Source organism: Bradyrhizobium yuanmingense (assembly GCF_900094575.1).
GTDB lineage: Bacteria > Pseudomonadota > Alphaproteobacteria > Rhizobiales > Xanthobacteraceae > Bradyrhizobium > Bradyrhizobium yuanmingense.
In genome coordinates, this window is sequence record NZ_FMAE01000008.1 from 332,828 (window position 1) to 345,012 (window position 12,185).

The window sequence follows — 12,185 nt, forward strand, 5'->3', positions numbered from 1 at the left end:
ACGTAAGATGCACGCCGAACTTTATACCGATGGAATCGAAGAAATTACCGTCAGTGGAACCATCGTCCGCGTCGATCTGGTCAGTCTTTCACCGACAGAGCGTGACGCCAACAACGCTCCGAAGCGCGTATTTTCTCAGCGGCTGATCTTTTCGGTCGAATCTTTCGCTAACTCGGTCGACGTAATGCAGAAGGCGCTCCAGGGCCTGGTCGATGCGGGCGTCGTCCGGCGGAACCAGCCAGCTCAATCGCACAACGGTGCGTCGGGAGTACGTGATGCGCTGGCGCACAACACACGGTCTCTGAATGTCTCTTCGAACTTCCGCTGACATCGATGCCGCTGGCGGCGCGAAGGACCGGGTTGCGGACGCGCCCGCGCCCGGATTGTCGACCCAGACGGCATTGGAATGCCTGTCCAAGGTTTCCAGTCACCATGGCATAGATCTGCCGGTCGAACGCTTGAAGCATGCGTATGCGGTAGCCGGCCCGCTCTCGTTGAATCTCCTGCTGCGCATGGCGAAGGATGCAGGCCTGCGCGCGAGGAGCACGAAGCTGGATTGGGGCGCGCTGATTCATCTTGGAGAGGCCTATCCGGCGCTGGCGAGGCTCGCCAATGGCAACTGGATCGCCGTTCTTGGTGCGGGACGGCGAACTGATGGCACCGAGGTCGTCAGCATCTTCGACCCGCTCGCCGACCGCAAGCACGAGGTCTTGGTTGTCGAGCGCGATCGATTCTGTGCGCAGTGGGCCGGTGACACGATCCTGATCAAGCGCGAGCAGTTGACACAGGATGGCCGAGGGAGTTTCGGCCTCCGGTGGTTTGTGCCGGAACTGCTTCTTCAATGGCGGCTGTTCAGGGACGTCGCCATTGCCGCCATCCTGCTCTATGCGTTGGGCCTCGTCATCCCGATATTTTTCCAGCTCGTCATCGACAAGGTTTTGGTTCACGAAAGCTTCACCACTCTGTACGTACTCGCGGTAGGAGCGGCCGTAGCGCTCGTCTTTGACGCGATATTCGGCTTTCTGCGGCGCTACTTGTTGCTATATGCGACCAACAGGGTCGACATTCGCGTCGCTACGAAGACGTTCGGTCATCTCCTCGGGCTACCGGTTACGTTTTTCGAGCACATGGCCGCCGGAGTCCTGGTCAAGCACATGCAGCAGGCGGCGAGGATCCGTGAGTTTCTGACCGGGCGCTTGTTTCTGACGACCCTCGATGCGCTTTCGCTGTTCGTCTTCCTGCCGGTCCTTGCGCTTTATAGCGTCAAATTGACTTTGATGGTCCTGGCCTTCACCGCCGCGAGCGGCGCCGTCGTCGGCCTGCTCATGGGTCCATTTCGACGACGACTGTACGATCTATATCAAGCGGAAGGTGCGCGGCAGGCTCTCCTCGTCGAAACAGTTCACGGCATGCGCACCGTGAAATCGCTGGGGATGGAGCCAGTGCAGAGCAGGGTGTGGGATAGCCGCTGCGCGCAGTCCGTGACCATGCGATTCGGTGTCGAGAAGATCTCCGCAGGCGCCCAGGCGCTTACCGGATTTCTGGAGAAGATCATGACGCTCGGAATCATTTCCGTCGGGGCACTCGATGTCTTTGCCGGCGAAATGACAATCGGCGCGTTGGTCGCCTTCAATATGCTGGCCGGCAGGGTCTCCGGACCGCTGGTCCAGCTCGTGACCATGGTGCACGAATACCAGGAAGTGGCTCTTGCCGTGAAAATGCTCGGCGAGGTGATGAATCAGAGGCCTGAGCGCGACGGTCGGAAAGATGGGCTGCGGCCCGACCTTGCCGGCAAAATCGAGTTCGAAAGTGTCTCTTTTCGCTACGGATCCGAGGGATCGCCGGCGCTTGATGATGTCTCCTTTACCGTCGAGCCAGGATCGATCTTCGGGATCGTGGGACGGAGCGGCTCAGGCAAGACGACTCTCACCAGGCTGATTTCGGGCATGTATCCGGTGCAGCAGGGGCTGCTGCGCATCGACGGATATGACTCGAGGGAGCTCGACCTCGCGCATCTGCGCCGAAACCTTGGGATCGTCCTGCAAGACAATTTCCTGTTTCGCGGGACGATTCGCGACAATATCGCCTGCGTGAAACGTGATGCCACCTTTGCCGAGGTCGTCGCTGCAGCTCAGCTCGCAGGCGCCGACGAGTTCATCGAACGGTTGCCGCGTGGCTTCGACACCATGCTTGAGGAGGATGCATCGAACCTGTCCGGCGGGCAGAAGCAGCGGCTCGCGATTGCGAGAGCTCTGATCGTCAATCCAAGGATCTTGATTTTCGATGAAGCGACGAGTGCCCTCGATGCCGAAAGCGAAATGATCATCAGGCGCAATCTCCGCCGTTTGGCGGCAGGACGTACCGTTATCGTCGTCTCGCATCGGTTGTCGATGCTGACCGAAGCAAGCCAGATCCTGGTGATGGACCGCGGCCGAATCGTCGATATGGATCGCCACGACCACCTCCTGTCGAAATGCACTATCTACAGGCATTTGTGGAATCAACAGATGAAGCAGATTGCATGAGGGAGACTGGTCCATCACGCGCGGATGTGAATCCGAACGGTCTCGTTCCGGCCAGATCGGTCGAGCGCCGCCGCAAGCTATTCAGGCCAGTACCGAGGCGAGCGCCAGTCATCGCCGAGTTCCAGTCCGATGCGACCGAACTCGAGCAGCAAGCGCCACCGCGGCTCGCGCGCTTCATCCTTTACGGCGTACTTGCACTAATTGCTTTCGTGGTCATCTGGGCTTCCGTTTCGCAGGTGGAGATGATCGTCACGGCGCAGGGAAAACTTACCACGACGCGTCCCAACCTGGTCGTGCAGCCGTTGGAAACGTCGGTCATACGCGAGATCCACGTCAAGGCCGGTGATCGCGTCAACCGCGGCGACGTTCTGGCGACGCTCGATCCGACGTTTTCGCAGGCGGATTTCGACCAACTGCGCGGCAGAGTGGCTGGATTCGATGCGTCGATCGATCGTCTGAGCGCTGAATTGAACGGAATCGAGTATGCCGTCAAAGAGCTGACGAACGCGGATCAGATCCTGCAAGGCAAGCTGTTCTTGCAGAGGAGAGCCGCCTACGAGGCGCAGATTCAGAACTACGACGCACAGATCGCATCCGCGCAAGCCAATCTCAAGACGGCACAGAATGAAGAGGCGGTTCTCCTTCAACGGCTCGACACGATGCGTTCGATTGAAGCGATGCGGACCACGCTGATGGATAAGGAGGTCGGTTCGAGGCTGAACTTCCTGCTGTCTCGCGATGCTCGGCTCGAGGTCGAAAGCAATCTGGCGCGTGTTCGCGGCAGTATCGCCGATAGTACCCATCGGCTCGAAAAGGCCCGCGCTGATCAGAAAGTGTTCGCCGAGGAGTTTCGTCGCACCACCTATCAGGAACTGGTGGAGACGCTGCCGAAGCGCAATAGCGCGGCAGAGGAATTGAAGAAGGCCGAGCTTCGTCGACAGTTGATCATCCTGCAGGCGCCGGCAGATGCCGTGGTGCTGGATATCGCGAACCGGACAGTCGGCTCGGTGGTTCGCGAGGCCGAAACGTTGTTTGTTCTGGTTCCGCGCGACGTGCCGCTTCAGGCGGAGGTCAACGTCGAGGGGCGGGATATCGGTCAGGTGGCGCTCGGACAGTCGGTTCGGATCAAGTTCGAAGCGTTTCCCTTCCAGAAGTATGGAACTGCAACGGGAGAAGTCCGCGTCATCAGTCAGGATACGTTTTCCCCGGATACGAAGGCCGAAGGTGCGCGCCGCGCGCCAGCTCCCTATTACCGCGTACTGGTCGATTTGTCGGACACGCACCTTCGGCTGCCGGCTGAACGCATTCAACTGATTCCGGGTATGGCGGTGACGGCCGAACTGAAAGTCGGCAAGCGCACCGTGATCTCCTACTTCCTCTATCCATTGCTACGCGGACTGGATGAAAGCATCCGGGAGTACTAGGTAATTCAGCGTAGATGCCGGTTCAGGTAGATCAGTCCTCATCCGGAGAGGGCGCGCGCTCGCGAGAGTCGAACTACGCCCTTTGAGGCTTGGTGCTGCAGCCCGAACATGGCCGCCGGGCGCACACCCATCGTCTGGATGGATCTTTCCCGACCAGTAAAATCGCTCGCAGGAGGCGTGATCTCCAAACGCTCAATGTGTTGCTTGTCTGTCCACCTGCCGCCTGAGAGCACTAGGCCTTAGCAGATACTTCGTCCAACGTCCCTCAGCTGACTGCACTTCAGGGCCGAAGTATGCCTTCGGGGTAGCATTACAGGCGATTGTCGAAGAGTGCTGCGCGCGCTGTCGGGTGCGCGTGTCGGCACTTGCATCGAACTGACGGAGGAAGTCGCGGCGGTGGAGGGCAAGAGCGTCGCACGCTGTTTCATTCCATATCGTCAACCGCGGGGCCGAAAGCTTCAAAGTCGCGAACAAATACCGCGAGAAAATAGGGACGGATCTAAAATTTTAATTTATTTATCTTCTTGAAAATAACCGCCCGGACGGTATTATAGAATAATAATAATTAAATGCTGTTTCGATTGAATAATACATTTTTCTGCAGAGGGTTGCGGTGCGTGCGTGGATGTTTGCGATGGTCCTTCGATACTCAAGGTATGGCCGACACCGTCGATCTCGCGAGCGCGGTTGTGGGCTGGCCGGCGTTCGACATCTTCGCATGCGCAGTGGGCGTCGCCTCGTATGTAATTCCACCGCGAATGGCCGGACCGCATTTGTCAGGAGCCAAGTCGCGTGTGGTGGCGGTACGTCACCTTGTTCGCATGTCAAACGCATCTATGAAGGACTCGCGTTATGATTTTCGTAACAGTCGGAACGCAAGTGCAATTCGACCGTCTGATCCGAACGGTCGACGAATGGGCCGGTGCACGCGCAAGGAGCGATGTTTTCGCTCAGATCGGGCCATCAAACTATCCATTCAAGCACATCCGTACCGAGCGGTTCATTGACCCAAGTCGATTCAAAAGTTGCGTCGAGGCGGCAAGCGTGGTGATCGCTCATGCAGGCATGGGCTCCATTATCACCGCCCTCGAGCTCGGAAAACGAATTATCGTCATGCCACGCCGTGCGAGCCTGGGTGAACACCGAAACGATCATCAGATCGCAACGGCAAAACAGTTCGCCGCGCAAGGCCGTATTGAGGTCGCTTTCGAAGAACGGGAATTAACGGACAAATTGGATCAGTTGGACATCGTCAATCGATGCGAACGCCTCGGTGGTGAAGCATCGCCGCAGCTGATCATGGCAATTCGGAGTTTCATCGAAACGGGACATGTTCGTTCCGGACCTAACAGCGCTTCAGCTTAGGCGGTGGATATGAAAATACAATACGGCCGAGCCTCTTCTCCTGTCCAGTCGTGCCGTAACGATGACGGAGACCTCCGCCTAAGCCAGCAACGAAGATTGCCAAAAGCGCACCGCCCTGCTCGACGTCGCCATGGCAACCGTGAGCTGGAATGTCCTAGACACACTGCGCGTCTGTCCGTGTTCACTTGGCCGCGGAGGTCAGCGGTGTGGCCATCGCCAGGACTGTCGAACTAACCTAGCAAGTTGAAAACCTCACGCGAGTTTTGATCACTGGTGCAGTTATGTCGAACGATACAGTTGGCATTGGGGTTGTCGGATACGGCTATTGGGGACCGAACCTGGTCCGCAATTTCGCTGCTCATCCTTCGGTACGTCTAGTTGGTATAAGCGACCTTGATCCGGAGAAGCTCGCGACCAGCAAGCGTCTTTATCCGGGAGCGATAACGACGTCCTGTTACGACGAATTGTTCAAGAACCCGGCCATCGATGCCGTGGCCATCGCTACGCCGGTTCATACACATTATGAATTGGCGCTATCCGCGCTCAAGGCGGGAAAGCACGTTCTGGTTGAAAAGCCGCTGGCACAAAGTTCAGATCTGGCCCGACGCCTGATCGATGAGGCAGCTCGGCGCGGTCTAATACTGAGCGTGGATCACACTTTCGTCTATACGCCGGCCGTGCGGAAAATCCGCGAGCTCTTGCTTAAGAAGGAGCTCGGTGAAGTCTATTACTACGACAGCACGCGGGCCAGCCTTGGCCTGTTCCAGAGCGACGTCAACGTGATCTGGGACTTAGCGGTGCACGACATTTCGATTATCCACCATATCTTGGATGAGAGGCCTGTTGCAGTTTCGGCGACGGGATCGTGCCATGTGGCCGGCTCGCCGGAAAGCATGGCCCATATCACATTGTTCTTCGATAGCACATGCGTTGCCCATATCAGCGTCAACTGGCTCTCGCCAATCAAGGTCCGCCAGACGTTCATTGGAGGCAGCAAGAAGATGATCGTCTATGACGATCTTGAACCGACGGAAAAGATCAAGGTGTATGACAAGGGTATCACCGTGGACGGCCCCTCCGATCACGCCCATCAATTCCGGATCGGTTATCGGGCTGGAGATATGTGGGCGCCCCACGTCGCTCCTAAGGAAGCGCTGCAGGTCGAGGTCGAGCATTTCATCGCTTGTGTGCGCAATGGGACGCCACCGATCTCGAGTGGCATGTCCGGACTGCGGGTGATCGAGGTCCTGGAGGCTGCATCTCGGTCGATCGCCGAACACGGCAAGCCGGTCCTACTGAAACGGCAGGAGTACAGGAGTCCGGAACGTGCGACGGCGACGGTTTGAAGCATTGGCGGGCGACACGGTATCCGCGAACAGCGCGACGGTCTCGCGATGAATTCGGTAGAACGTTCCATCCTGTTTTCAGCGGCCGACCGCTATGGCAGCCTTATCCTGGTCTTCGTTGCCACCGCTATCCTCGCTCGTCTGCTTTCGCCGGCAGAATTCGGGGTCTATGCAGTCGTCACTGCCATCACGACGGTGATTGGCGCATCCTTTTTTGAGTTCGGGGGCGGAAACTATCTGATTCAGAAGCGTGAATTATCCACGGCGGACGTTCGCTCCGCGTTCACCATCACGCTCGGAATATCGGTAGCAATTGCGCTTCTGCTGTTCGTGCTTGCGGGCCCGCTCTCGGAGCTCTTTGCCCAGGACAGTCTCAGAAAGGGCATCCAGGTGGCGGCGCTGAATTTTGTTCTAGTCCCGTTTCACGGGACAACATCCGCTCTGCTCCGCCGCGACATGAAATTCGGCACGCTGGCCGTGTGCAACCTGGCAACCGGAGCGGCGACGGCCGTCGCATCGATCGTGCTTGCGATGGCGGGATTCAGCTACATGGCGCCAATCTGGGGCGGATTGGCGGGGAGCATTGTATTCACCGTGATGCTGCTTGCCAATCATCGGGACTGGGGCGTCTTGCGTCCATCGCTGCTCGGGCATCGCGAGGTAGTCAACTTCGGTCTTTACTCCAGCGCGGTCAGCGTCATCAATCTCGTCTACAATCTGGCGCCGCAGCTGCTGCTCGCCAAGATCCTGGATTTTGGATCTGTCGGTCTGTACACCCGGGCTACCAATCTGACACAAATGTTCGACCGGCTCGTCGCGCAGGCTCTAAATCCTGTCATTATGCCGGCGATTGTCGCACAACGCAGGGCAGGGGCGGATCTGAAGGCCGTCTATCTCGAGGCAGTTGAACTCCTTTCGGCTGTGCAGTGGCCGTTCTTGATTTTTGTCGCGCTCATGGCTCAGCCGATCGTTCTGATTTGGCTCGGGCAGACGTGGCTGGAAATAGTTCCCTTGGTCCGCATTCTCTGCATTGCAAATCTTGCGCTATTCGCGGCTTGCCTTACCTATCCCGTGTTCCTCGCTGTTGGAAGCGTACGCGACGCCTTGGTGTCTTCGCTCATCTCGCTACCACCTTCGCTTCTGGTCGTTCTGGGCGCATCGTTTTTCGGCGTAGAGGCTGTCGCAAGCGCGGCCCTCGCAACACTGCCGTTCCAGACCGCCGTGGTGATATATTTCCTCAAACGTCATCTGGCCTTCAGTTCAGGGGAGTTTTTCCGCGCCTCTCTGAAGAGCGGCCTGGTGACGTTCGCTATGGCCCCCGGTGTACTGGCTTGCGCCGCATTGATCGAAGCGGGCATGCTTACTTCCCTGACCGGCCTGATACTGTCGTTCCCCATTGCCGGCCTCGGCTGGTGGTGCGGATTGACAATGACCGGCCATCCGCTGCTGCATCAGCTTCGCCACGTTGCAGACGGGCTCTTCCGGAGTGCGCCGAGGCTGCGTCGATCACGTCCGGCATAATCTGGAGGACAACCATGCCAATAACGAAGGATGTGAAGCTAGGCCGTGACGTCAGGATATTTCATCCCGAGCTGGTCAACCTGTATGGTTGCACCGTTGGCGATGAGAGCAAGATTGGAGCCTTCGTCGAGATTCAGGCGGGGGCAAAGATAGGTGCGCGTTGTAAGATTTCGTCGCATACCTTCGTCTGCGAGGGCGTCACGATCGAAGACGAAGTTTTCATCGGCCACGGTGTGATGTTCACGAACGACAAATATCCGAAGGCGACAACCGCAAATGGTCGTCCTCAGCTGGCTTCGGACTGGACACTTCAGCGCACTCACGTCGGTAGGAGAGCCTCCATCGGCTCGAATGCGACCATTCTATGCGGCGTGACGATCGGAGAGGGGGCCTCCGTAGGTGCGGGAGCGGTGGTGACAAAGGACATTCCCCCCGGCGCAGTCGTGGCCGGCGTGCCTGCTCGGATTCTGGCCGCCGCTGACGACGGGGTGCCAAGCGGTCGTAGCTCAGCAGAGCCGCTTCAGAAAGACTATCACCGGTAATATATATTCTGCTTGAATTTAACGCTTGATTAAATTTAATAGTGGGATTTAAATAGCCGATATAATGTCGATCAAATCAAGGCTTTGAATCTTGATACCCTTCCTGGACCTGAAAGCGCAATACAGCCAGATCAAGCCGGAAATCGACGCCGCAGTGGCGAGGGTCGTCAGTAGCGGGCACTTTGTGCTCGGACCCGAGGTCACAGCCTTCGAGGAACGCTTTGCAAACTATTGCAGGACCACCGCTTGTCGCGCGGTGAACAGTGGCACCTCGGCGCTTCACCTTGCCTTGCTGGCGGCCGGCGTCGGATCCGGTGACGAAGTCATCACGGTCTCCATGACGTTCGTCGCAACAACCGCAGCTATTCTCTACAGCGGCGCCAGGCCGGTATTTGTCGACGTTGACCCGGTAACATGGACGATGGATCCCAGCTTGATCGAAGCTGCGATCACACCGCGAACCAAGGCGATTCTGCCAGTTCACCTCCACGGGCTGATGGCCGACATGGATCCGATAATGGCCATAGCGCGTCGTCACGGGCTGGTCGTCATTGAGGACGCCGCGCAGGCGCACGGCGCGGAATATCGCGGACGTCGCGCAGGCTCGATCGGCGATCTGGGATGTTTCAGCTTTTATCCGGGCAAGAACCTCGGAGCGTTTGGCGAGGGTGGGGCGGTCGTCACCGACCGGCCTGAATTCGCACGCCGCGTGTCCCTGTTGCGGGATTGGGGGCAGGAGGCGAAGTACGACCACGTCATTGCCGGATACAACTATCGCATGGACGAAATCCAGAGCGCGGTACTGAATGTCAAGCTGGACTATATTGAGCATTGGACGGACGCACGTCGGTCGCTGGCTGAGCGATACAATGCGCTGCTTTCTGGTCTTCCATTCGCGCGTCCCCAGCCGCCCCAGTACGCCCGCCACGTGTATCACGTCTATGCGGTCAGATCGGAGCGCCGCGACGACGCGCTGAACCGATTGCGTGATGCCGGGATTGGCGCCGGGATTCACTATCCCGTCCCAGTGCATCTGCAGAGGGCATATGCAGAACTCGGCTATCGGGCCGGTGATCTCCCCGTCACTGAGATGCTCGCGAACGACTTCCTCTCTCTTCCCATCTATCCCGAGTTGCCGCCGGAACGGACGGCCGAGGTTGTCGGAATATTGAGGAGTGCGGCGCTGCGGCCTAGCGCAGACATCAGCACCCGGTCGGAGCATCCACAAAGCTTCATGACATGGTCCCACAACAGGAGAGCGTCTTGATCGATATCAAGGGTAAACGCGTTCTGGTCACCGGCGGGGCAGGATTTATCGGCTCCCACATCGTTGATCTGCTCTGCGACGAGGGCTGCATCGAGATTGTTGCCCTCGACAACATGATCAGAGGCCGGCCGGAAAATCTCCGGCGGGCGCTCGGGCGTGGGCCCGTAAGGCTGGTTCACGGCGACATTCGCGATCGCAAGCTGATGGAAGCGCTGGTCAAGGCTGCCGACATCGTCTTTCACCAGGCCGCGCTCCGCATCACTCATTGTGCGGCCGAACCGCGCCTGGCTAAGGAGGTCATGGTGGATGCCACCTACGACCTGCTGGAGCTGTGCATCAAGCACGATATTGAGAAGATCATCGCGGCCTCTTCGGCATCGGTATATGGCATGGCCGAGGAGTTTCCGACGACAGAGCGGCAGAATGCCTACAATAACCGAACCCTATATGGGGCCGCCAAGGCGTTTAACGAAGGGCTACTGCGGGCTTTCAACGATGCATGCGGCCTCGACTATGTGGCATTCCGGTATTTCAACGTCTATGGCAGCCGGATGGACATCCACGGACGGTACACCGAGGTCTTGATCCGCTGGATGGAGCGGCTGGAAGCCGGATTGCCTCCCGTTATCTTTGGCGACGGCCGTCAGACCATGGATTTCGTCCACGTCCGCGACGTCGCGCGTGCCAACATCCTTGCCGCCAGGGCAAAGATTACCGATGAGGTCTTTAACGTCGGGAGCGGCACTGAAACAAGCCTGACCGAGCTGGCTACGGTACTTGCGTCGGTGATGGGACACCGCGGCCTCACGCCTGAATTCGCGCCGGAGCGCTCGGTCAATCCAGTACCGCGACGGCTGGCCTCGACGGGTAAGGCAGAGCGTTTGCTGGGCTTCCGCACCACGGTTTCGCTGGAGCAAGGGCTCGCAGATCTCGTGAAATGGTGGCGATCCGAGCGCGAGCTCGCTTCGGAACATCAGCGGCAGGCGGCGGCATCGTGATTCCGATCGCAATGTCGCTACTTGCAGATCAAGAGACCGAAGCGGCGCGCCTGGCCGTTCTCTCTGCTTGGCGTCGGAGCGTTCGAGGCCGAGGCGGAACGCGCGGCCCTGCCATCCGGCTAGGTTCGGTAGAGTCCGCAGACGGGGTGAGCACGGGTTCGCCCCTGTAGTCGGCTCGGTCGATGCCTGTGCGGCGCCCGCGCAACGCCATCGGCTGTGAGGCTGAACCACCCCATGAGGCTGATCGAACCTGTGGCAGCCTCAGAGAGGTACGCAAATTTGATCGATCTCGACCGGACCATTCATGATTTCGATCGTCGTCCCAGCCCACAATGAGAGTTCTGTGATCGCACGGACGTTGAGGCAATGGGTTGGCAACCCAGCTTCGGACCAGATCCGTGTGGTCGTCGTCTGCAACGGGTGCTCAGACGACACTGCGAACGTCGCCCGGCGTTTCGGCCCAGCCGTCAATGTTGTGGAATCGAACATCGCAAGGAAGACCCACGCTCTGAACCTTGGCGATCAAATCGCGGACGTTTTTCCGCGGATTTATGTTGATGCCGATATTCTGATTACCGTTGATGCCATTCTGGCTTTGGCAAGCCGCCTCGATGAAGGTGGCGTTTTGGCGGTCGCGCCTACAGCCGACATCAATCTGGCAGGCTGTTCCTGGCTCGTCCGTAAATACTTCGGAATCCGGTCACGGCTGCCATCCTCGCGTGAGGGTATCGGCGGTTCTGGCGTCTATGCCTTATCTGAGGCGGGACGCAAGCGGTTCGGCCAATTTCCAGACATCACCGCTGATGACACCTTTGTTCGACTTCAGTTCAGACCAGAAGAGCGGGAGACACTGCCCCGCGTTAGGTCCACGGTATTCGCCCCACGCACTCTGCTGCAGCTTATCGCCGTCAGAACTCGTGCCTACAGGGGAACATTCGAGCTCGCCCGGCGCTTTCCTGAACTGCGTGTCAACAAAGGACCGGCGAATGGCCGGGCGCTCATTGCGCTGTTCAAGCAACCTCGCTTATGGGCCGGACTATTGATTTATTGTGGGGTCAACATTGCCGCTCGCTGTAAGGCTACCCTGGGTTCCCGACTTGGAGCTCATCGTTGGCAACGCGACGACACTTCCCGTGCGGTACTATCAGATTCAATCAAGTAAGATTCTAATTCGGCTGGCCTGACAGGAAATCGGAC

The 12,185-nt window shown here is 58.3% G+C and carries 10 protein-coding genes; all 10 read left to right on the forward strand.

Annotated elements, in window-relative coordinates:
- Nucleotides 1–7: 7 nt before the first annotated feature.
- A complete protein-coding gene (locus GA0061099_RS29095; RefSeq protein WP_057029412.1) occupies nucleotides 8–328 on the forward strand; it encodes a hypothetical protein in 321 nt (106 codons plus the stop codon).
- Nucleotides 306–2,525 (forward strand): peptidase domain-containing ABC transporter, encoded by a 2,220-nt coding sequence (locus GA0061099_RS29100; protein WP_225114281.1) that lies wholly within the window; start codon nucleotides 306–308, stop codon nucleotides 2,523–2,525. Before GA0061099_RS29095 ends, GA0061099_RS29100 begins: the two co-directional genes overlap by 23 nt.
- Nucleotides 2,522–3,949 (forward strand): HlyD family type I secretion periplasmic adaptor subunit, encoded by a 1,428-nt coding sequence (locus GA0061099_RS29105; RefSeq protein WP_074448161.1) that lies wholly within the window; start codon nucleotides 2,522–2,524, stop codon nucleotides 3,947–3,949. Before GA0061099_RS29100 ends, GA0061099_RS29105 begins: the two co-directional genes overlap by 4 nt.
- Before the next feature lie 852 nt (nucleotides 3,950–4,801).
- A complete protein-coding gene (locus tag GA0061099_RS29110; protein ID WP_036029170.1) occupies nucleotides 4,802–5,314 on the forward strand; it encodes a glycosyltransferase in 513 nt (170 codons plus the stop codon).
- Nucleotides 5,315–5,595: 281 nt separating this feature from the next.
- Nucleotides 5,596–6,660, forward strand: coding sequence for a Gfo/Idh/MocA family protein (locus GA0061099_RS29115; protein ID WP_036029172.1), 1,065 nt, complete (start codon nucleotides 5,596–5,598; stop codon nucleotides 6,658–6,660).
- A gap of 48 nt (nucleotides 6,661–6,708) precedes the next feature.
- Nucleotides 6,709–8,181, forward strand: a complete 1,473-nt coding sequence (locus GA0061099_RS29120) for a lipopolysaccharide biosynthesis protein (protein WP_036029173.1) — start codon at nucleotides 6,709–6,711, stop codon at nucleotides 8,179–8,181.
- Between the two features lie 14 nt (nucleotides 8,182–8,195).
- Nucleotides 8,196–8,723: an acyltransferase gene (locus GA0061099_RS29125; protein ID WP_036029176.1), complete on the forward strand. Its 528-nt coding sequence runs from the start codon at nucleotides 8,196–8,198 to the stop codon at nucleotides 8,721–8,723.
- 91 nt (nucleotides 8,724–8,814) lie between these two features.
- Nucleotides 8,815–9,990 carry a DegT/DnrJ/EryC1/StrS family aminotransferase gene (locus tag GA0061099_RS29130; RefSeq protein ID WP_036029178.1) on the forward strand — a complete coding sequence of 392 codons (1,176 nt, stop codon included), beginning with the start codon at nucleotides 8,815–8,817 and terminating at the stop codon, nucleotides 9,988–9,990.
- A gap of 5 nt (nucleotides 9,991–9,995) precedes the next feature.
- Nucleotides 9,996–10,988, forward strand: coding sequence for an NAD-dependent epimerase/dehydratase family protein (locus GA0061099_RS29135; RefSeq protein WP_036029234.1), 993 nt, complete (start codon nucleotides 9,996–9,998; stop codon nucleotides 10,986–10,988).
- Between the two features lie 304 nt (nucleotides 10,989–11,292).
- Nucleotides 11,293–12,150 (forward strand): glycosyltransferase, encoded by an 858-nt coding sequence (locus GA0061099_RS29140; RefSeq protein ID WP_036029179.1) that lies wholly within the window; start codon nucleotides 11,293–11,295, stop codon nucleotides 12,148–12,150.
- The last annotated feature ends 35 nt before the right edge of the window (nucleotides 12,151–12,185 follow it).

What these genes read in the sequence shown, in the direction of transcription:
- GA0061099_RS29095 (WP_057029412.1), top strand. Translation starts at nt 8, where the DNA reads ATGCACGCCGAACTTTATACCGATGGAATCGAAGAAATTACCGTCAGT.
- GA0061099_RS29100 (WP_225114281.1), top strand. Translation starts at nt 306, where the DNA reads ATGTCTCTTCGAACTTCCGCTGACATCGATGCCGCTGGCGGCGCGAAG.
- GA0061099_RS29105 (WP_074448161.1), top strand. Translation starts at nt 2,522, where the DNA reads ATGAGGGAGACTGGTCCATCACGCGCGGATGTGAATCCGAACGGTCTC.
- GA0061099_RS29110 (WP_036029170.1), top strand. Translation starts at nt 4,802, where the DNA reads ATGATTTTCGTAACAGTCGGAACGCAAGTGCAATTCGACCGTCTGATC.
- GA0061099_RS29115 (WP_036029172.1), top strand. Translation starts at nt 5,596, where the DNA reads ATGTCGAACGATACAGTTGGCATTGGGGTTGTCGGATACGGCTATTGG.
- GA0061099_RS29120 (WP_036029173.1), top strand. Translation starts at nt 6,709, where the DNA reads ATGAATTCGGTAGAACGTTCCATCCTGTTTTCAGCGGCCGACCGCTAT.
- GA0061099_RS29125 (WP_036029176.1), top strand. Translation starts at nt 8,196, where the DNA reads ATGCCAATAACGAAGGATGTGAAGCTAGGCCGTGACGTCAGGATATTT.
- GA0061099_RS29140 (WP_036029179.1), top strand. Translation starts at nt 11,293, where the DNA reads ATGATTTCGATCGTCGTCCCAGCCCACAATGAGAGTTCTGTGATCGCA.